The organism is Thermogemmatispora onikobensis, assembly GCF_001748285.1.
Taxonomy (GTDB): Bacteria; Chloroflexota; Ktedonobacteria; order Ktedonobacterales; family Ktedonobacteraceae; genus Thermogemmatispora; species Thermogemmatispora onikobensis.
In genome coordinates, this window is record NZ_BDGT01000079.1 from 1 (window position 1) to 20,410 (window position 20,410).

The 20,410-nt window shown below is 59.4% G+C and carries 13 protein-coding genes; 7 read left to right on the forward strand and 6 right to left on the reverse strand.

Annotation, left to right across the window (positions count from 1 at the left end):
- Positions 1–186: 186 nt before the first annotated feature.
- Positions 187–681, reverse strand: coding sequence for a pyridoxamine 5'-phosphate oxidase family protein (locus BGC09_RS20825; protein ID WP_069806129.1), 495 nt, complete (start codon positions 679–681; stop codon positions 187–189).
- 366 nt (positions 682–1,047) lie between these two features.
- Between BGC09_RS20825 and BGC09_RS20830 the strand changes: the two genes are divergently transcribed.
- Together BGC09_RS20830 and BGC09_RS20835 are read left to right on the forward strand one after the other, a co-directional pair.
- Complete coding sequence (locus BGC09_RS20830) at positions 1,048–1,554, forward strand: acyl-CoA thioesterase (RefSeq protein WP_069806130.1); 507 nt, start codon at positions 1,048–1,050, stop codon at positions 1,552–1,554.
- Between the two features lie 415 nt (positions 1,555–1,969).
- Positions 1,970–2,890 (forward strand): C39 family peptidase, encoded by a 921-nt coding sequence (locus BGC09_RS20835; protein ID WP_069806131.1) that lies wholly within the window; start codon positions 1,970–1,972, stop codon positions 2,888–2,890.
- Between the two features lie 171 nt (positions 2,891–3,061).
- Here the strand turns inward: BGC09_RS20835 and BGC09_RS20840 are convergent, their stop codons facing one another.
- Complete coding sequence (locus BGC09_RS20840; RefSeq protein WP_069806132.1) at positions 3,062–4,195, reverse strand: L,D-transpeptidase; 1,134 nt, start codon at positions 4,193–4,195, stop codon at positions 3,062–3,064.
- 547 nt (positions 4,196–4,742) lie between these two features.
- Here BGC09_RS20840 and BGC09_RS20845 point away from each other — a divergent pair.
- Positions 4,743–5,438, forward strand: a complete 696-nt coding sequence (locus BGC09_RS20845; RefSeq protein ID WP_069806133.1) for a LuxR C-terminal-related transcriptional regulator — start codon at positions 4,743–4,745, stop codon at positions 5,436–5,438.
- 155 nt (positions 5,439–5,593) lie between these two features.
- On the opposite strand, the gene BGC09_RS20850 is transcribed toward BGC09_RS20845, so the two are convergent.
- Positions 5,594–6,763, reverse strand: a complete 1,170-nt coding sequence (locus tag BGC09_RS20850) for a mannosyltransferase family protein (RefSeq protein ID WP_176728996.1) — start codon at positions 6,761–6,763, stop codon at positions 5,594–5,596.
- A 655-nt stretch (positions 6,764–7,418) separates the two neighbouring features.
- Here BGC09_RS20850 and BGC09_RS20855 point away from each other — a divergent pair.
- Entirely contained in the window at positions 7,419–8,465 is a 1,047-nt protein-coding gene (locus tag BGC09_RS20855) for a GAF domain-containing protein (RefSeq protein WP_141727896.1), read from the forward strand.
- Between the two features lie 142 nt (positions 8,466–8,607).
- Here the strand turns inward: BGC09_RS20855 and BGC09_RS20860 are convergent, their stop codons facing one another.
- Together BGC09_RS20860 and BGC09_RS20865 are read right to left on the reverse strand one after the other, a co-directional pair.
- Positions 8,608–9,387, reverse strand: coding sequence for a rhomboid family intramembrane serine protease (locus tag BGC09_RS20860; protein WP_069806136.1), 780 nt, complete (start codon positions 9,385–9,387; stop codon positions 8,608–8,610).
- Between the two features lie 255 nt (positions 9,388–9,642).
- The gene (locus BGC09_RS20865; protein WP_069806137.1) at positions 9,643–10,728 is read right to left on the reverse strand and encodes a M20/M25/M40 family metallo-hydrolase; all 1,086 of its coding nucleotides are present in this window, start codon (positions 10,726–10,728) and stop codon (positions 9,643–9,645) included.
- Between the two features lie 418 nt (positions 10,729–11,146).
- Between BGC09_RS20865 and BGC09_RS20870 the strand changes: the two genes are divergently transcribed.
- The 3 genes from BGC09_RS20870 to BGC09_RS20880 all read left to right on the forward strand — a co-directional run bounded on the left by BGC09_RS20870 (position 11,147) and on the right by BGC09_RS20880 (position 13,986).
- The gene (locus BGC09_RS20870; protein ID WP_084659199.1) at positions 11,147–12,793 is read left to right on the forward strand and encodes a S8/S53 family peptidase; all 1,647 of its coding nucleotides are present in this window, start codon (positions 11,147–11,149) and stop codon (positions 12,791–12,793) included.
- 272 nt (positions 12,794–13,065) lie between these two features.
- Complete coding sequence (gene erpA / locus BGC09_RS20875) at positions 13,066–13,467, forward strand: iron-sulfur cluster insertion protein ErpA (protein WP_069806139.1); 402 nt, start codon at positions 13,066–13,068, stop codon at positions 13,465–13,467.
- Positions 13,468–13,713: 246 nt separating this feature from the next.
- Positions 13,714–13,986, forward strand: a complete 273-nt coding sequence (locus BGC09_RS20880) for a hypothetical protein (protein WP_069806140.1) — start codon at positions 13,714–13,716, stop codon at positions 13,984–13,986.
- A 309-nt stretch (positions 13,987–14,295) separates the two neighbouring features.
- Here the strand turns inward: BGC09_RS20880 and BGC09_RS20885 are convergent, their stop codons facing one another.
- Positions 14,296–20,178: a non-ribosomal peptide synthetase gene (locus BGC09_RS20885; protein WP_245688611.1), complete on the reverse strand. Its 5,883-nt coding sequence runs from the start codon at positions 20,176–20,178 to the stop codon at positions 14,296–14,298.
- Positions 20,179–20,410: the final 232 nt, after the last annotated feature.

Below are 20,410 nucleotides of genomic sequence, written 5' to 3' on the forward strand. Positions count from 1 at the left end.
CGATCGACCGACCAGACAGAACCACCTGGAAGGCGGCGATGGGGAACGAACTGGCAACGCACTGGCGCTGCACCTGGTTCTTCCTTCCCCTCGCCTGGCCAATGGACTACTGACTGACTGCTCTCGGATCGTGGTGTCTGCCGCGCCGTCGGCCTGGCCCTGGGGGAGAGCTGGATGCTGGCAGGACTAGTAAGTCGTTGGTCCTGCCGATCGCGACTCCAGTGGAAAAGTTGCCTCCGTCTGGCGAGGCAGCTCAGTCAGATCAGTGATGCGTAGCCAGCGCACCTCTAAAGCAATGGCCTGGACTGGCAGCCTGGCGATGAAAGAGGCTGCCGCTGGCGATTTCTGGGTCAGGCGCTGGCGAATAGCGGCGCTGGCCTGCTCGTCGTTGATCAGCTGGGCCTCAGCCGTTGCCTCCAGCCAGGCGGTGGGCTCTCCTGGCCCGATAAAGATACCAACGCGCGGATTGCGCTGCAGATTCGCCAGTTTGCGCGACGTCAGAATGAAGGTGCAGTAAAGCGTCAGCGTCTTGCGTTCCTCACTCAGTGACTCCTCTGCATAGAAGACACGTGTCACATAAGGCTGGCCATTGTCCTCCGTAGCGATCGCCAGCGTGTCATAGCGAGCGAGGAACTCATTAATACTTTCTCGTAGTCGGACCTCATCGTGTACTGCGTCCATGATTTCTTTCGTCCCCGATGAATTCAAGCCCCGCAGGGCTGCTTGCTGAGAGAACCGGAGGGCCTGGTTCTGCCTGTAGCATACCGCATCGTGGCAAGAACGACCAGTCTCCCCTCCAGCAAAGCTGGCTGCTGTTCTGCGGTTGACTCTTACCTGCTTGCGCTTGCTGGCCGGGCAGCAGGGGCGAGGGGGGCAACTTCCTCTCTGCGTTGGCCGATCAGGGAAGGCAGCCGGTAAGTGCAACCAGGCTCACTCAACGATGTGCCCTTGTTCCGAGAAGCGCCTTTTCGTTATGCTTTTAAGAGCGTACAACCCCGGTTCAATCGATCCCTATCTAGCAACGAAAGGACCAGTGACAGGAGCCCAATGAGTGAACGTTTTCCCTGCTGGTATCCCCTGCAGATCAGATTTCGCGATCTTGATCCACTTGCCCACGTTAATAATGCCGTTTACTTTACCTATTTTGAAGAAGCTCGCAGCTATTATCTCAGCCTGCTGGAGCGCTGGCTCAAGGAATGGCCGGGAGAGGAGACCGCCCAGGAGCGGCAGGGCGCTGAGAATCCGCGCATCCAGACAGGGCCGCGCGCGACGCGCTATGGTCTGCTGGTCAAAGAAGTCAGCTGCACCTACGAACTGCCACTGATCCGCTCAGACCGCGCCGAAGTAGGTGTACGGGTCTCGCATGTTGGGCGCACCAGCTTTATTATGGAGCACCAGATTCGCGATGCACACAACCACGAGCGTATTTTCGCCACTGGCCGCTCCGTGATGGTTTGGTGCGATTATCGGACGGGGCGCCCGCATCCACTTCCTCCGGTCCTGCGCCACGCCTTCGAACAAATGGAGGGACGCAGCTTCCCCATGCCTGAATAGGAAGAGGAAGGAAGCGCTGGCGCTAGCCTAGCTATCTCCATCGCTGTTGCTGGCCTGGCCTCGCTCATCTACGAACGCGGTAGAGTGAGGTCAGGTCGCTCTACTATTGTATTGGTAGTCTGCTGATTGTGAGTGAGCCGCCAGAAAGCTTCTCCGGGAGGCCTCTGAAGTCTGAGAAGCCTGAGCTGACGGCAATGCGACCACTTCCGTTGCAGATCTGCGATCACCAACCAACTCCTCAACCACAGCCCACATAATCAGGTGTGGCCACTAACGGCCAGAGGAGGGAAGCCGACCACAAGCGATACTAGCACGATCAGGCTGTTTTTCCTAGAAGAGTCGTCTGATCGGCTTTCGCTGAGCTATACTAATTTAAAGATAAAGCCTCATTCTCTGCACAGCGTGAGGTTGCTCTATGCTCTCTTCGATCGTGATGGCGCTGATCTGTGGCTGCGTGCTCTTGTTGCTGGTCGGTCTGGGACTCTGGGTGCTCCGTCGCCATCGGCGCTCCAGGCGGGTAGAGACGGTCAGCAATCGCTCATTGGTCGTTGCCTGTGAGGAGCAGCAAGTCAGCGTCGTCCTGCCCGTGCAGGAGGCTATGCTAGTCCCTTTTGAGAAGGCTCAGCCGCTGCCGGGCTTTATTCTCCCTCCTTCATGGTACCGCCGCTGGCGCATGCTGGTCTCTTTGGGCCTCCTGCTCATGCTGGGCCTGGCCCTGGCAAGCCAGGGGGGGATTGTGCGGGACACCTTTCGCAGTCTGACCGCTACATTCAGCTTCTTCTCTGCATCCTCAACGATGGACCTGCAGACTGCGCCCCATCCTCTGCCCGACACGGCTAGTGCGCGCATCGTCCGTGTCGACTCGGCCTCGCGGAGTCAGTACCACACTGACTACCAGTGGCAGGTCTGGTCTTACTCCTCCTGCTCAGGGATTGCCTTAGAGGAAGTGATGAACGCCTATGGCCGTCACCTCATCGCTGCCGACGTACTGCAGATCGAGCTCCAGCTCGGTGTCTGGGATGTGCAGCTGGGCTTGCTCAGAGAGGAGGGGATCGCTATGACAGCGAACTATTTTGGCTTCAATGCCAGCCTGAGTCATACACGCACGCTGCAGGATATCATTTCCATTGCTAACAGCGGTACGCCCGTCATCGTGAGCATTCGCGACGGCTACTATTTTCCTGGCGGCCATATCTTTGTCATCCGTGGTGGAGATAGCCGGTACGTGTATACGGTCGATTCCTCCCCGGCCAATTTCACGCGCATGACCTACGACATGTTCACAGCCATGTGGCGAGCCAACAACGATTTCAGTGCCGTTGTGACCCCGCGCTAGCCACGCTCGCTGGCCAGGAGCATCTACGCAAAAAGCGAGAGAGAAGAGGCGAGGGGCTCATTCAGGTCTCCACAGCGAGGCCGTGACCATCCTCGTTTCTTCTCTCTCGTTCTCCTGTTGAGCGTTGGCCGGTTGGCCTGCTGATCTAGCCCTGCGCACGCTGCCTGCGGGCTAATAGATCAGCACGGGGGTGTACAGGCTCACAAAATTATAGAGCCAGGCGGCATTATCGGTAGACATGTTGACGCAGCCGTGCGAGCCCTGGCCAGCAAAGGGATCACCAGTTGTGTCCTGGTGAGGGAAATTGGTTCCCGGACCAAAGTCGGCGCGCCACCAGGCGTCGTGCAGAAAGTAGCCATTGCTATGGTACTGCATGGCGTAGTTGATTTTCGTATCGGGATACCAGTGGGGCGAACCTTTCGGCTCGCTTGACTTAAAGACCGTCGGATGCTGCTTGCCTTCAATCCACCAGGTACCTGGAGGCGTTGGCAGATCGGGCTGCCCGGTAGTCACCAGGAAGGCTTTGACCAGCTTACCGTGATCGTAGGCCCGCAGGGCCTGCTCGCTCAGTGAGACCACCACCACCCGCTTATCCATATAGCCATAGTGACGCAGCAGATCCAGATCGGTGTTATGAGGTTGGTTATAGGGCGTCTTATCGCTGAAGTTAGCCTTCATCGCCTCGAAATTCGTCAACCACATCTGCAGGTCCTCGACCACCTGCTGGTAGTCGGCCAGAGTCTGAGCCTGACTCAGCTCTTCACCGAGCCAGAGGCTCCCGCCGATGCCCTGGGAGCCGTATTCATAGCCCAGTGGGTAGGTCTGATTATTGTAGTTATCGTGATAGGTATGCTCTTTTCCCCAGGCGCTGACTGCCTGGGCCAGCTGCTGCTGGAGATGGGCGCTCTCAGCCTTCATCGCCGGAATTTGGATCGCGTTGATATGCCCTTTCAGAGTGGTCAACGCCCGGCTATAAGCGCTGGCTGTCTGGGCCTGTTGCAGAGCCTGCTGGTCGCTCTGGTACTGCTGCTGATAGGTTGCCGTATCTCCACCATTTTGCTGCATCAGGTTAATCCATTGCTGAAAGGTTTCCAGCGCCATCTTCCCCTCATTTTGCTGCGTTGGGGAGATGGACGGTGTGGGCACCGTCCTGGGCCCACTCACCAGCGAGCTAGAGCTATTTGAACCACAGGCGCTCAACAGCAGCAGGCCGACCAGAGCCAACGCGACCAGCTGCAACCTGCCTGTCGGTTGCCTTTGAGACTGAGGCCGGAGAGTATGGATCTGGATGGCTGCGCGTTTCATGGCCCTTCCTCGTGTTTTCTGCATGCTGTTCGCTTGCCTTTCATCCTTGAAAAGGGTGAGCAATGGCCAGGGATGCTGGCTAGAAAGGATAGCCTGAAATGCCTTCTCAGGACTGTCCCTTCTCTACTCCCCTCATCATACTACGCCTATTGAGAAAAACGCAGAACGAGGCTGCTTCATTTCACGAACCTGATTCTTACCCCCGTCTGAAGGAAGAGGCCGACTGGCTAGCTACGGTACACAGGCGCCCCGATGAGCGCAAGTCTCACGATGTGCAGAGGGAAGAAGAGAGAGGGCGAATGCAGCCATGCCTAGTACTTTCTTCTTGAGGATAGTACTTTTGACTAGACCACCGGGGTAGAATAGTACCGTTGGGCGGGGGAAGAGCGTGGGCTAGCCTCACACAACTGATAGCCTGCGGGCCTTGTCTCCGCCAAGGAGCTGGCCAGGGAGCGGGAGGAAGGGCTTGAATGAGAAGAAACATCAACGCTGTAGAGCCGGAAGGAGGAGAGGAGTCCCTCTCAGTGAGAGGACTGCCGTAAGCTGGATGGAGACAATACGTGTCCTGATTGTTGAAGAGCAGCCGTTGTTGCGCATTGGTATTCATGCTACGCTGGAACGCATGGGCGACTGTGAGATCATCGGCGAGACCACCGATCCTGCCGAGATTCTAACAATCGCTGGCGATGGCCAACTTGATGTCGCCTTGATTGACACTGGTCTGACCTGCGCCGACCCTCTGGAGATCGCTCGTCAGGTGCGGCGGGTCGCGCCGCAGGTCGCCATGATTATGCTAACGCCTGCCGAGAACGAAGAAGATCTCTTCCAGTCGATTAAGGTAGGCGCCGCGGCCTACTATACACGCGACATCGGCCTGGAAGAACTGAGGGAGGCGGTGCGCAAGGTCAGTCGCGGCGAGTATCTGATGAACGATGATGTGCTCGCCAGACCGCAGATTGCCTCGCGTGTCCTGGCCTCGTTTCGGGCGCTCAACGAGGAAGAGGAAGAGGTCGACAACGCTCAGAAGGAACCGTCACCGCTTTCCAGCCGCGAGATCGAAATTCTTGATCATATTGCCCGCGGGCGCAGCAACAAGGAGATCGCCAAAGTGCTCAAAATCAGCGATCAGACTGTCAAGAATCATATTACTTCAATCCTGAAGAAGCTGGCTGTGAATGATCGCACTGCGGCGGTTGTCTATGCGCTCAAGCATGGCTGGATTACTATCGAGAAAGAGCAGTGAATCCAGCCATGCTGGGCGCTCTGAACAAGACCAAGACCAGCGCGGCGCGGCAAGTCACCGTGTTTGACCTCTGCTCATAGCCCTGTTCATTGCTCTGTCCTTACGGCCTGGTGAGCGATAGAAGTTGGCGACCGTCTCGATTCAGGCCCCCACTCCTAGCCGGCCCACTGACCGATGAGAAACTGGAGTGCGGAGAAGGTGAGCAACCCTCCCGAGATCAGCAAGTAATGGAGGCGAAAGCTTTCACTTCTGCCAAGGCGCGCCAGAATCAGGAAAGCTGGAAAGAGAACCAAAGCGTAGCGCGGCATCGACAGCGTGGGATAGCGTCCCACTGCAGGAACAAGCAGGAAGAAGATGAACGCTCCAACAGTGTAGAGCGTGTAGGTGGCTGCGAGGGGGCCGCGCAGGCGCCAGGGGCCGACCAGGAGCAGTATGACCAGAGCCAGCACTGCGGTCAGCAGCGTCAGGTCGATGACGCGATGGATAGTAATAAAATCGAGGTGACTGGAATCCTGAACAAGAGCAGCAATGGTTGCGCTAAAGGCGAGCCAGGGGGGCTGAAGACTGCGCTGCCAGACCGCTTCCGCGTGAGAAAAAGCCAGCGGATCGTGAAAACGCAGGTAGCAGTAGCTGGCAAACAGCGCAAGGCCGCTGGGGATGCCAAGGATGCTCAGCACATCAAGGCGGAATTTGCGCAGGCGAAAATCATGCTGACGCAGGTACTCATAGACAAAAGGGATAAGAAGCGGAATAGCTGTGACTCGCGTCAGGCTGGCGAGGGCACCCCAGAGCGCAGCCTGCCACCACTGTCCGCGCCGTAGGGCAAAGAAACAGAGAAGAGAAAGAAGCATAAAGAGTGATTCGCTATAGGCTGCAGCCAGGAAAAAAGCCATAGGAAACGTTGCATAGTAGAGCACAGTGCGGCTGGCGAGTTCCTCGCCGAAGTCCTCGGAGATCAGGCGGTATAACACCACCAGAACGCCGAAGCCAGCCAGGTTTGAGACGACCAGAGCCGCCAGTACAGGGTTATCAGCCAGATAATTGAGCAGGCGAATGAGGAGGGGATAGAGGGGGAAGAAGGCCGTACGCCACCAATCACTATAGCCATGCAGGGCGATGGCAATAAAATGGCCAGTGTCCCAGTGCCTCCAGCTGTTGATCATGGCTCGTAGGACGGGGCCGCTAGTGCTGCTGGTGTCGCCGGGAAAGAGGAAAGCGACGTAGCTCAGGAGCAGATAGAGCAGGTGGGTAGCAGTATAGATCGGTAGGGCCTGCTGGATGGCCGTGAGCCAGGGGGAGCGGATAGCCGTAGTCGCTGTCTCCACCTGCGTCTTGCTCTGGTCTGCTACAGCCTGGTCAAGCTGTCCCTTCTGTTCAGGCAGTCTGTTCTCGCCTGTTATCGTGGCTGGTTCCTCTAACGCAGATGGGAGGGAGGCGGGAGAAGCTTCTTGCTCCCTCCGCTGGCTGGCGGAATGCCAAGCGGACACAGAATGCATTTGCTCGTCAACTGCAGATTCAGGGACTGATGAGAGCAGCGGGACAGCCTCATCTTTGGTCAGAGGCTGGCTCAGCTGCTCTCCTCTCGAGCGACGAGAGCGGAGTGAATGAAGCATGAGCATTCTCATTGATCGTAAAACCCCAGGTCTGTGAGTGCTCGTAGACTCAATGGGCGGCGAACCTGTGGATGCCCCTTCCCAATCAGGAGCGGTAGCCGCGTATCGCCCTGGGAAGAGAGCTGGACCCGCTCTTTCCCACAGGCAAATTGTTCAGCTCTGATAGAGTGACGATTGACTGGTTGCAGCAATAACGCGCCAGCCCTCTTTGGTTCTCTCTCTTGCTCCCTGGTAATATCCTCTACTATGTGCATGGAAGATTGTTATTCAATGGGGAGATATGCTATCATAGAAGAGTCGTCACGAAACAGCTTTTCCTCTTGGAATTGAGACGTAGATCAATCGATTCTTTTAATAAAGTGTTCTAATGATATTTCAGGAACGCTATGGGAAGGGAAGACACTTGCAAACCTGGCAGGAACTGCTGAGTCAGCTTATTGAGGACATTCAGCTGGAGAGGCGACTTGCGCAGGAGATGGGGGTACAGCCAATTACGCTCAGGCGTTGGGCCCGGGGGGTGGTGCAACCGCGGGAGGATAACATCCGGCGTTTGCTGAAGGCGGTCCCGCGTGAGATCCATCCTGAGCTGATGCGTCTGCTGGCCAAAGACTTCCCGAAGCTGCTGGAGCAACCTGCGGAAAGCTCAGTCCCGACAGCGCTGCCAGCGCCACCCATCGAGGTTTACGTGCGTGCCCTCAGCATGTATACGACGACGCCCCCTGCTCTCTATCCAGAAGCGCTCTATGATCTTCTGTTACAGCAGATGCTCAGACAGCTTGATCCAGAGCAACATGGCCTGGCTGTGACAGTCGCGCGCTGCATGCCGCCGCCGGCCCCGGGGCAGAAAGTGCGCAGCCTGCGCGAGATTGTTGGACGCGGCAATCCTCCCTGGCCGCGCGATCTCAGCCAGCAGACGATTTTCCTGGGAGCGGAGTCGCTGGCCGGAGCTGCTGTGACCCATTGCCGTCTGGTGACGATCCCTAGCCGCGACGAAGAGTATAGTCTCTTCCCGGCTCACTGGGTCGAGCATGAGCAGAGCGCGGTGGCCTGCCCTATTCTCTGGCAGACGCGCGTTGCCGGCTGTCTCATTGTCTCCAGCGCTTTACCTCATGCTTTTACTCAGGCCCAGCAGTCCTTGATTGAGCGCTATGCCCAGCTGATGTCTCTCTCCTTTCGCCCCGAGGCTTTCTACAGCCATAGCGATATCGAGCTGCGCCTGATGCCTCTCTACATTGAGCAATTGCCATATCTTCGCAACTTCAGGAGATATGTCAGTCGCAAGGTGGAGGAGGCCAATGTAGCGGGCCGCTCGTTATCGCTGTCTGAAGCCCAAGAAGCGGCCTGGCGGGAGATAGAGGAGCAGCTTCTGGAGCTGCCTTTGCGCCAGGCAAAAGAGGATGGGGAACGGCGCTGAGACGCCGTGAAGCCTGGAAGACGCGAAGCATGTGCTCTGGCCTGGAGACCCTGGTTTCGCCATTCCAGAGCGCATGCTTCTGGAAGAGATCGAAGATAAGAGAGCGTCCGATCAGCTGGTGGTGTATAGTCCGGGCTCCGCTCTACCACCAGCGGCGATAATCGTTCTCGCGCGAGTAGGGGTGGTAGGGATAGGAGGGGTAGCTGATAGTGGCGGGGGGCTTGAGCCAGGGGCGCAGGATCAGCGTAATGATCAGGCCAGTCAGGAAGCCGCCAACGTGGGCCAGATAAGCGACGCCACCCATCCCCTGTTGCACCTGGGCCAGGGAGGCCACGCCATCGAAGAGCTGCAGCAGGAACCAGAGGCCGATGAGCACAATCGCTGGCAGTGTCACAATGGTGAAGAAAAAGAAGATGAAGATGACGGTACGCACGCCGGCCACGGGGAAAAGCACCAGGTAGGCTGCCAACACGCCGGCGATCGCGCCGCTGGCCCCAATGCTGGGAACCGTGGAGTCAGGAAAAGCCACGGCCTGGGCAAGGCCGGCTACGATGCCACACAACAGATAGAAGCAGAGATAAGGGAAGTGTCCCAGACGGTCTTCCACATTATCGCCGAAGACGTAGAGAAAGAGCATGTTGCCGCCGATGTGCAGCCAACCGGCGTGCAGAAACTGAGAAGTAATCAAGGTAAAGTAGACCGGCTCAGGGGTCTGGAAAGCAAGGTGAGCCCGCACCAGGGCCGTCTGAGGAACACCATGTAAGAGGGCGGCGGGCACGACTCCGTAGGCGAAAATCAGCTCATCTGCGCGATCCCCAAGGGAAAGCTCGTAAAGGAAAACCAGTAGATTGACCAGGATCAGGCCCCACGTCATCCAGGGCACATGTCGGCGTGGCCCTGGGAAGTCCTGAAATGGTATCACCTGCAGTCTCCTCCTTTAGCCTGTAGGTTGCTATGCTCCAATACGATTCAGGTGCCACTGGAGCTTCAGGCAACGTCTGCCTTGCCTGCCAGCCTCTGTTGGAGCGACCCCTTGAGCCGACGAGGATGTGCTGGGCAATGAGCCGAACGAAACGGCCATCTCCGACCGGACTCTCTGGGCGCAATCCGGCCTGTTCAGTGTTACCCTGTCCTCCGCTGCTCTTTGGGCCGCCTTCGCGGCTGCGTGCTGAGCTGTTTAGCCTGCAACCGACCAACGGCGCAGCACCTCCAGGGTGTCTTTTACCAGTTGCTCCAGTGGGGCGAGCGGCACGTATTCTGCGGGAGAATGCTCATTCACCACGCCGGTGGAGATGGTAAAGACACGTACGCGCGGACGGAGGGCGCTTGCGTCGCTACCGATGAAGGTGGGGCGCAGCTGGAGCTGCTCGCCACGATCGGCCAGCACCTGACGGTAGAGGGACAGTAGCGGCTCCTGTTCATCAACAAGGTAGGAACCGCAGTGAGGGACAAAGCGTACCTCAGCCTGCCCTCCGGCCTGATGGGCAGCCTCTGCAAAGGCCGTGCGCAAGCGTTCACGGTAGCGCTCTATCTGCTCGCCTCCCTCGAAGCTACGCAGCTCTCCCTGGAGCAGCACGCGAGCAGGGACGGCATTGCGAGCGCTACCACCCTCGATACGTCCGATCAAAATCCGCGTTTGATCATTGGCCAGCGAACCGTGAGGGTAGGTTGCCTGGCGGAAAATCTCCAGGGCGTTCACGGTCTGGCGTAGATCTTTGCCGGGGTGGCCAGTGCGGCCAATGATCTCGACATCGAAGGCTTCATAGTGGGCGCCGCGCGAGACAACTACGCCTGCCTCAAAAGCGTTATCGAAGACGATGCCATCGCTTACCTGCCAGGGAGTTGGATCGAAAGCGCGAGCGCCCTGCAGGCCGCTCTCCTCTTGAACGGTGAAGAGCACGACGATGGGCGGGTGGGGCAGTGAGCCTTCCTGGAGACGCCTGAGCGTTTCCAGGATGATGGCCAGGCCGGCGGCGTCGTCAGCTCCGAGGTTGGAGCTGCCATCGCTGTAGAGGACGCCATTCCGCAACACGGGACGCTGTCCCCGCCCCGGCGGAACGCGGTCCATGTGAGCATTCAAGAGCACGGGGCGCCCCTGGCCGGGAAGCAGAGCGATCAGGTTCCCGGCGCCATCAACGCTGGTCGTTAACCCCTGGGCCTGCAGAGTAGTCTCAAGGTACTGGCGAACGTGCTCCTCATGCCCTGATGTGGAGGGCAAGGCTACCAGATCGAGCAGGCTGGCGTAAAGGCGGTCTGCGCTCATCACAAAGGTACTCTTTCTAGTTCTTCTCCCTGAATCCCGGTTCCCAGGGCTTCTTTTCTCATTATAGCGGGATTGTGGGAGTGAAGAAAAGGCGGTAGTGGCTTCCGGTTGCCAGCCAGCCCAGTCAGGCGGATCTTGCTGGTCCTCCCCGAAAAGCGCTTTGGCAGGGGGCCTGGCCTATTTGCCATCTTCTATTGGTTCAGTTATAATGCCCGATGATAGAAAACAGTCGCTCCATCTCATTTTGCATGAAGCGAGTAGACAGAGAAGCAAGCGCGAGGAGAGCTGGTCTTCTCTGGTGAGGGAGGAGGACCAAGATGCCGTCCTGGCGCGGCTGTCTACTTGTGAAGGGAGCGCTGCCCATCGTGCTGTGCCCTTGTTCAAGCCGTGCTAGCTCTAGCTAGAAGGGGATCTGTGCATGACTCCTGGTGCTGCTGACCTCATAGGGAGACCAACCGAGCTATTTTACTGGGTACGGGGCGAGATGGTAGTTGTGGTGCAACTGCCCAGAAGGCCGGCTGAAGATGCCTTGGAATTGCTGGCTGAGCAGGTACGGAGCCAGCTCAATGCTCTTCTGGCACCCCATCATCTTATGCTGGAACCGTATGGGAGCGGGGGACGCTGGCAGGAGGAGGCGAGTCCGCCCCGGCCTCCGATTCGCCAGCGGGCTTTTCTCTTTGGCTATCATCGCCAGCAACCATTGGTGGCGATTTTCTATCAGGTGCGCCATTTAGAGCAAGCGCTTATTGATCCTATGCCTCTTGCGCTTGCATATCTGCAAGTGCATCTTGAAGAACTGGCTGAGCGAGGTCTTCGTCTCGTCTCTATTATGCCCAATTGGTTAGTCACTGCTGCCCCTTTTTATTACAGTGTTGGCGGGCCTGCCCTGCCGCCCCGTCCTGCTCCGCGGCTAGAGCTGCCAGCCATTGGGGCCAGTGAGCCACCGCTTGGCTGGCATATTTCCTTTCTTGATCAGGGGCTCTTGCTTGATCCCGAGGGAGCGAGCAATGTCCTGGTGGCGGTTCTTGACACTGCGGTCGAGGCCGAGCGCCTCTTACGGGCGGCGGAGCGCCCTGAGTTTCGGCGGAACTGGCTGCTCCAGCGTCTGGCTGCCGACTTGCGCAATGACCGCGGATTATTTCAAATCGAATATGATCGCTATCCGCTTTGGGAGGCCGTGCGCACGGGGCGGGACCGTTACGGCGAAGCTTTCTACTATCCTATGCCTGACCACGGCCTCTTTGTGGCTGGCCTGATTCGCGATATTGCTCCCCAGGCGCGTATTCGGCTGATTCGCGTTCTTAATGACTATGGCGGCGGCGATCTCTATGGACTATTTGCGGCCCTGACTGGTTTGGAGAAAGAGCTGTTCTCGGGGGCTATTCGGCGCCTGGTGATCAATTTGAGTTTGACCACCTTGCCCGATGCTCGCCGTCTGCCTTATGTCTGGTTCGATGATCGCCGTTGGCCGAGTCGGGGGTTAGCCAGTGTGATGAGCGTCCTGACGCTGCTAGAGGATGGGCTGCGTCTCCTGTTTGAAAGCCTTTATGCCCAGGGGGCCTTGCTCGTTGCAGCTGCGGGAAACGATTCGTGGCCGGAGGCTCGCCAGGAGAAGCGGCGAAGACCGCCGCGAGCTCCGGCGCGCTATGCAACAGTGGTCAGTGTGACCTCAGTCAACAGCCGCTTCGAGCCATCCCAATTTGCTAATGCCGCTGCGATGCCGCCAGTGAATGGCGGCGTGGCTACTTTCGGGGGTGATGTTGAGGGGGTGAGAGATAGTAATGATCTGCCCGATGCTGTCAGGGGGGTCTATATTTCACCAACATTCCCCACCGGTGAGCCGAACGCCACTGGCTGGGCAGATTGGTCAGGCTCCTCGTTTGCCACGCCTATCGTCAGCGGTCTTGCCGCCCATTTACTCGCTCAGAGCTGGTCTGCAGCCAATACCATGCTACGGATGACTTCCACTGGTGAGTGGCATGGTGGTCTGCTCTATGGTTCCCCACCGGAGATACCGGCGTTGCTGGCTAATCTGATCCGTGTCCGGCAACGCTTTGGTCTCTAGCGCCGGCTACTTGCTCTTACTGACTGCCAGGATTGAGCGGGAGCTGATCACCTCTGCCCCAGCTCTGGGCTGGCTAGCTGGCTGGCTGGCTCAGAGCGTGAGGCCAGGGCCCTTTCCCTTGACGCTGTAGACCTCGTGGGATATAATAAGGGGCAACTGGGTGCTTGAAGTGTCTTCATAGGAGGCCTGACACGTGTCTGTTGGATGCGTGGGGCCCACCGTGGTGGGCTTGAGGTGAGCAAGCAGGTTCTACTTTTGGGAGAGAGAGACTTATGATCGAGCAGAAGCAGCAGCAAAAGAGCGAAAGCAGCGTGGTGACGCTAACTCCTCTGGCAGTGGAGAAGATCCGCGAGCTCCTGCAGCAGGAGAACGATCCTAATCTGGGCTTGCGTATCTTCGTTGCCAGCGGTGGCTGCTCCGGCCTCCAGTATGGCATGACCCTGGATGAGGAGCAGGAAGGCGATATGGTCATTTCCCAGGGCGATTTCAAGGTCCTCATCGATGAGATGAGCCTGGATTATGTCAACGGCAGCGAGATCGACTACGTTGATAGCCTGATGGGGGCCGGCTTTACGGTGAACAATCCAAATGCCGTGACGACCTGCAGCTGTGGCCACTCCTTTAGGACGGCCAGTGGTGGCGGCGAGCCACGTGGCTGCGCTTGCAGTCGCTAGCCTCGCTCGCTCCTGGCGCTACCTCGTTGAATAACGCTAGTGTAGCGCCTTCTTTTTTCTTTGCCGCATGACAAGACATGGTTGATACGATCGTGAAGTCAGGGGCCTCACCCAACGTATGTTGTAGTGAGGCCCCTTCATACTTGTTTGTCAGCCTCCACGGGCAAGCGGACCTGAACCCCGCTCTCCTGGCTGTATCGGTCGATCAATGATCTGGAAGGCTTCTGCTGCAAAAGAGGAGTTTGCATGAGCAGACGTTTCGCCTATCGTCCACGCTATTTCTCTCTCTCTCACCGCCAGATCCGTACCCTTTCCAAGGATCAGCGCACTCTTTTCCCTCGCCAGTGGCCTGGGTGGCAGCAGCCCCTGCGCTCTTCGCTAGAGCGCGGCCCTCTTCCCCAGCCTCATCTGCCTTTTTCTCCCTTTGTACACTCACTGGCTCTGCCCCAGTTTCCTCCTCTCTGGTGGCGAGGGGCGCGGCCTGCTCCGTGCCCGCTTTTCCCCAAGAAAAAAGGTTGAGGCTTGCGCATGGGCCACCTCTGCGCAGACCCCAACCGTGATCCCAGATCTTTTCTCCCAGACACTGACTGCGGGGCTTGCTGGCTGGTTGGCTCGCCGGCTGGCGTTCCAATCCAGCCTACCCCGGGCAGATCTCTGGGTTCTATCTACGCCACCTCTAGTATGGCCTGACACCTCCATTATAGTAATTCCTTGAAAGCTCTGCAAGAAGGTAGGACTCATGGAGTGGCTTGCTTCTCTCATGAGAAGCGGCTACTCTAAAGGATGCCTATTGTCTGGGTACTGTGGTCAGGCGCAATTGTCTCGATCTCATTCACCACGTACCGCTGTTTTATCTATTGGATGATTGTCATCCTCCTCCTCCATTGCATCCAGGCGACGCTTGAGCTCCGCGGCGAAGGCCGCGAGGTAGGTCGTGCGGCTGGTGATGTGCGTGCCTGGCAGCTCCTGGCTATCGATGCGCCCCCGGCCTTCCTGCTGATGGCGCCGGGCGAAGGCAAGCCAGGGTTTACGGCGCCAGCGCTCTTCTTCGGCGGCCCAGAAAAAGGTGATGTCCCCATAATAAGGGCCTGAACGGTAGCGCGTGAGTATCCAGCTACACGTGCTTGTCCAGTGCTGGCGCCCCTCATTGGGTGGAGGGGGAGCGTTCTCTCGTTGACCTTTCCGCCAGCGGGCGAGCTGATAGCGCCAGAGACTGTAGCGGTACCGCCAGCGGCGGAAGTGCTCCAGCTGTTGCTGCTCGTTGTGCTGCAGCAGAGTGCCCAGGACTCTGATGAAGGAGCAGGCCAGGCGGGCGCGGCTCCATCCATGCTCGGGGGCGGTGGGATCGATGAGCACGAGTAGCTCAACCTTTTCCCCCATCGCTTGCAGCTGGCGCGCCATTTCATAGGCTACCAGGCCGCCGTTGCACCAACCAGCCAGGCGGTAAGGCCCGCTAGGCTGAATCCGGCGGATCGCCTCAATGTGAGCGGCGGCCATCTCTTCAAAGCTCGGTGGTGGGGCCTCCTGGGGGAAGCGGTAGGGTTCAACAGCGTAGAAAGGCTGGTCTTCTCCCAGGTGCTTTGCCAGCTCGATGCAGTAGAAGGCTCCACCGGTCCAGTCGCCGTGAAGGTAGAAAAGCGGTCGCTTCTTTCCCTGGCGTTGTAAGGCGATGATGGGGGTGCGTGAATCTTCCTGAGATGCACCCTCTTCAATGGCTTTGGCCAGCCTCTCTATGGTCGGCTCCTGGAAGAAGAGGGAGAGCGGTAGTTGCTTGCCAAGCTGCTGCTCGATACGGGCGAAGAGGCGAGCGGCAAGTAAGGAATGGCCCCCGATCTCGAAGAAGTTGTCGCGGGTACCGATTGGCTGAACGTTGAGCAGCTCCTCCCAGATCTGCATGAGCTGCTGCTCTAGGAGAGTACGCGGGGTTGCCTCCCCCTCTTGCTCGCTCTCATGGGCGGGAGCTGGTAGCGAGGCAAGGGCCTGGCGGTCAATCTTGCCGGTAGGAGTGTGCGGGAGGGAGTCCAGAATGATGAAAGAGGCAGGGACCATATAGGCGGGTAGCCGCTCGGAGAGGAAGGAGCGGACGGTGCTGGGGGTGAGCTGGGTGCCGGGGCGGGGGGAGACGAAGGCGACGAGGCGAGCGGAAGAGGGGTCATCAGAGGAAGGCTGGTGCAGGAGGACGGCGGCCTCCTGGAGGGCAGGATGAGAAGAGAGGAGGGCCTCGATTTCGCCGAGTTCGATGCGGAAGCCGCGGAGCTTGACCTGCTGGTCGAGGCGGCCCAGGAAGAGGAGGGAGCCGTCAGGGAGCCAGCGGACGAGGTCGCCGGTGCGGTAGAGGCGGGCGTGAGGGTCGGAGGAGAAGGGGTCGGGCAGGAAGCGGGAGGCAGAGAGGGAGGGCTGGCGGAAGTAGCCGGGGGAGACGGAAGGGCCGCCGATGAAGAGTTCGCCGGGGACGCCGATGGGGACGGGCTGGAAGGAGGGATCGAGGACATAGAGGCGGCAGTGGGGGAGAGGGCGCCCGATGGGGGAGGAAGGGAAGGAGTCGGAAGGGGAGCAGAGGTGGACGGAGGCCCAGACGGTGGCTTCGGAGGGGCCGTATTCGTTGAAGAGGGGGGTGTGAGGGAGGCGGGCATAGTGCTCGCGAACGAGGGTCTGGGGGCAGGCTTCCCCCCCGATGATTACACAGCGCAGGGAAGCGAGCTGAGAAGGAGCCGCATCTTCCAGAATCTGGCGGTAGAGGGAGGGCACGACGAGTAAATGCGAAGCCTGAGCCTGCTCTAAGAATGCAGGCAGTTGACTGAGATTTCTCTTCTGTTCTTCGGCTAGCAGTATTACCTTGCCTCCTACGCACAGTGTCCAGAAAACGCCTGCCAGGGCGCTATCGAAGGTGAGGGAGAGCAAGGGAACATGGACCCTGGGGGGAAGCGACTTGTAATACTCCAGGCGTGAGGTGAGCGAGGCCATGAGGTTGGCGTGAGAGATGGAGACGGCTTTCGGGGAGCCGGTGGAGCCGGAGGTGAAGATGAGGTAGGCGAGCTGGTCGGGGGAGCCGGACCAGGGGAGGTTGTCGGCGGGGAGGGAGGCGAGCTGTGCCTGTGTCTCGGTGGCATCCAGACAGAGCACCAGGCAAGAAGTGGCCAGAGGCGGCAAGGAGGTTATGAGGGACTGGGTTGTCAGCAAAAGGGGAGGTTGCAGCTCATCTAAAAGCGCCTGTAAGCGCGCTGGGGGAGTGGTAGGGTCCAGAGGTACGAAGCAGCCACCAGCCTTGAGAATGGCCAGGAGTCCTACGACGAAGCTGGATGAGGCAGACAGAAAGAGCGGAACGGGTGTATTGGCGCTGAGGCCGAGGGAGAGCAGGAGGCGGGCGAGCTGGTTGGCCTGGCAGTTGAGGGTTTGATAGGAGAGGGAAGAGCCGGAGGCTGGCTCCAGCAAGGCGCAGGAGGAGGGGGCACGGTGGGCCTGGGCTTCGAAGAGGAGATGGATGGCCGGAGCAGGAGCGGGAGGCAGGGGCTGGGGAGAGGAGCTGAAGGAAGCGAGGAGGAGGCGCTCCTCATCGCTGAGGAGAGGGAAGGAAGCGAGCGAGCGGGAGGGATCGGAGATAAGGGAGGAGAGCACAGTCTGCCAGTGGCGGGCGAGCCGGGCGATGGTCTCCTCCTCGAACAGATCCTGGCTGTACTCAAAGCAACCGGTCAGAGTTCCGTTGGCGCGTTCCTCCAGGCTCAAGGTCAAATCGAATCTGCTTGTGCCGTTATCGATGGCCAACTCTTGAATCTGCCATGCGTTGCTGGCCAGTCTGCGATAGGAATTCATGGCCATCGCTACCTGAAACAGGGGGTTACCTGTAGCCGTCCATTGTGAGTGCAGGCGTCTGACCAACAGAGGAAGTGGCAGGTCATCATGTGCCAGGGTTTGGGCCAGAGCCTCGCGAGTTCTCTGGATAAGCTCGTGTCCGCTCAGATGATCAGGATCAGTGATGCAGCTACGCAGTGGAACAGCGTTGAGAAAATAGCCGGGGATCTCCTCAAACTCTGGTCTCTTGTGGCGATTCGTGCTGAATGTTCCAATGAGAAAGTCCTCCTGCTGACTATAGCGGTAGAGGAGAATCTGGAAGGCGGCCAGCAGCACTGTATAGAGGCTGACTCCCTCCTGGCGAGCCAGCTGGTGTAAATCCGAAGCAAGCTCGGGAGACACTGAGAAGTAGTAACTGCCACCCCGGTAGTGGAACGTGGGCGGGCGTGGATGGTCAGCTGGCAATGCGAGCGTGGTCGGGACATTGTGCAGGTACTCTTGCCAGAAGGCAAAAAGCTGCTCCAGGCGTTCGGGGGTCAGGTGGGCCTGCTCCCAGAGGACATAGTCGGCATACTGACAGCGGGGCGCCAGCAGATCAGGCTGCTGGCCCTGACTGTACGCTTTGTAGAGCTGCTCAAGCTCGGTTGGCAAGACAGTATAGAGGGTTTGAGCGTCGGCGATGATGTGGTGAATAACCAGGCCAAGCCAGTGGAGCTGAGGAGAGAAGCGTAGGAGGAAAGCGCGCAACAGGGGGACCTGAGAGAGATCGAACGGGAGGCGTATCTGTTGCTCGATCAGAGAACGAGCGGCGGTGAACTGCTCGGGGGCGGACAGGGACGAGAAATCGGTCACAGGGAGAGGGAGCGCAGGGCAAGGTTGCACCACCTGTGCCGGGGTCTCGCCCAGAGAGGGGAAAGATGAGCGCCAGAGGTGGTGGCGACGTACGAATGCCTCAAGGCTCTGTTGAAGAGCCTTCTCATCCAGGTCTCCAGCAATACGGATGACCAGTGGGATTGTATACAAGGGCCTCTCTTTGAATAGCTGGGAGAGGAACCAGAGCTGTTGCTGGCCATAAGAGAGAGGGGCCGGCTGCTCTGGATCGTGGTGAGGCAGTGCTGGCAACGCTGCGGGATCTGCCGGTGTCTCCCGAGAGCGTTCCTCTGCGGCTCCTGCTTTCGCATGCTGTAGTTCCTTCTCGATTAGCTTGGCGAGCTCTGCGATAGTTGGATGCTTAAAAAGCGTGCTCAGATTGAGCCGCACACCGTAGCGTTGCTCAATGCGCGCGAAGAGTTGGGCGGCAAGTAGGGAATGACCACCCAAGGAGAAGAAGTTATCTTGGAGACTGGGCGAGTGGACCTGGAGCAACTCTTCCCAAAGTTGGGCTATTGTTGTCTCTATTGAGTTGCTGGGTGATAGCTTCTCTTCGCTCTCGGCCTCGCTCATCTCTGGCAGAGGCAGGGCAGCCAGGGAGAGACGGTCAATCTTGCCGGTAGGAGTGTGCGGGAGGGAGTCCAGAATGATGAAAGAGGCAGGGACCATATAGGCGGGTAGCCGCTCGGAGAGGAAGGAGCGGACGGTGCTGGGGGTGAGCTGGGTGCCGGGGCGGGGGGAGACGAAGGCGACGAGGCGAGCGGAAGAGGGGTCATCAGAGGAAGGCTGGTGCAGGAGGACGGCGGCCTCCTGGAGGGCAGGATGAGAAGAGAGGAGGGCCTCGATTTCGCCGAGTTCGATGCGGAAGCCGCGGAGCTTGACCTGCTGGTCGAGGCGGCCCAGGAAGAGGAGGGAGCCGTCAGGGAGCCAGCGGACGAGGTCGCCGGTGCGGTAGAGGCGGGCGTGAGGGTCGGAGGAGAAGGGGTCGGGCAGGAAGTGGGAGGCAGAGAGGGAGGGCTGGCGGAAGTAGCCGGGGGAGACGGAAGGGCCGCCGATGAAGAGTTCGCCGGGGACGCCGATGGGGACGGGCTGGAAGGAGGGATCGAGGACATAGAGGCGGCAGTGGGGGAGAGGGCGCCCGATGGGGGAGGAAGGGAAGGGGTCGGAAGGGGAGCAGAGGTGGACGGAGGCCCAGACGGTGGCTTCGGAGGGGCCGTATTCGTTGAAGAGGGGGGTGTGAGGGAGGCGGGCATAGTGCGCGTGGACCAGTGCCTGCGGGCAAGGTTCGCCAGCGACGATGCAGCAGCGCAGGGAAGCGAGTTGAGCGGGGGAGGAGAGTTCTAGGAGGAAGCGGTAGAGGGAAGGGACGGCGAGCAAGTGGGAGATGTCAGCCTGTTGGAGCAAGGAGGGGAGCAGGGAGAGGTGGTCGGAGAGGGGGGAAGGAGGCAGCACGAGGGTAGCGCCGGAGCAGAGGGACCAGAAGATGCCGGCGACGGAGCTGTCGAAGGAGCAGGGGGAGAGGAGGAGGAAGCGGGAAGGGGGGAGGTGGTGGTAGAAGAGGAGGCGAGAGAGAGTGGAGGCGAGCAGGTTGGCGTGAGAGATGGAGACGGCTTTCGGGGAGCCGGTGGAGCCGGAGGTGAAGATGAGGTAGGCGAGCTGGTCGGGGGAGCCGGACCAGGGGAGGTTGTCGGAGGGGAGGGAGGCGAGCAGCGTCAGGGTGTCGGGGGAGTCAAGGCAGAGGAGGGTGGTGTCGGCGGGGAGGGAGGGCAGAGAGGGAGCGAGGGACTGGCAGGTGAGCAGGAAGGAGGGCTGGACCTGGGAGAGGAGGGAGGTCAGGCGGGCAGGAGGAGTGGAGGGATCGAGGGGGAGATAGAAGGAGCCGGCCTTGAGCACGGCGAGGAGGGAGACGAAGAAGGAAGGGGAAGGAGGGAGCAGGAGGGCCACGGGAGAGGAGGGAGAGAGGCCGAGGGAGAGCAGGAGGCGGGCGAGCTGGTTGGCCTGGCAGTTGAGAGTTTGATAGGAGAGGGAGGAGCCGGAGGCTGGCTCCAGCAAGGCGCAGGAGGAGGGAGAGCGGTGGGCCTGGGCTTCGAAGAGGAGATGGATGGCCGGAGCAGGAGCGGGAGGCAGAGGCTGGGGAGAGGAGCTGAAGGAGGTGAGGAGGAGGAGGCGCTCCTCATCGCTGAGGAGAGGGAGGGAAGCGAGCGAGCGAGAGGGATCGGAGACGAGGGAGGAGAGCAGGGTTTGCCAGTGGCGGGCGAGGCGCGCGATGGTCTCCTCCTCGAAC

Coding starts and splice junctions, on each gene's coding strand:
- BGC09_RS20835 (WP_069806131.1), top strand. CDS start 1,970: ATGCTCTCTTCGATCGTGATGGCGCTGATCTGTGGCTGCGTGCTCTTG.
- BGC09_RS20825 (WP_069806129.1), bottom strand. CDS start 681: ATGGACGCAGTACACGATGAGGTCCGACTACGAGAAAGTATTAATGAG.
- BGC09_RS20865 (WP_069806137.1), bottom strand. CDS start 10,728: ATGAGCGCAGACCGCCTTTACGCCAGCCTGCTCGATCTGGTAGCCTTG.
- BGC09_RS20870 (WP_084659199.1), top strand. CDS start 11,147: ATGACTCCTGGTGCTGCTGACCTCATAGGGAGACCAACCGAGCTATTT.
- BGC09_RS20845 (WP_069806133.1), top strand. CDS start 4,743: ATGGAGACAATACGTGTCCTGATTGTTGAAGAGCAGCCGTTGTTGCGC.
- BGC09_RS20840 (WP_069806132.1), bottom strand. CDS start 4,195: ATGAAACGCGCAGCCATCCAGATCCATACTCTCCGGCCTCAGTCTCAA.
- BGC09_RS20880 (WP_069806140.1), top strand. CDS start 13,714: ATGAGCAGACGTTTCGCCTATCGTCCACGCTATTTCTCTCTCTCTCAC.
- BGC09_RS20830 (WP_069806130.1), top strand. CDS start 1,048: ATGAGTGAACGTTTTCCCTGCTGGTATCCCCTGCAGATCAGATTTCGC.
- BGC09_RS20855 (WP_141727896.1), top strand. CDS start 7,419: ATGATATTTCAGGAACGCTATGGGAAGGGAAGACACTTGCAAACCTGG.
- erpA (WP_069806139.1), top strand. CDS start 13,066: ATGATCGAGCAGAAGCAGCAGCAAAAGAGCGAAAGCAGCGTGGTGACG.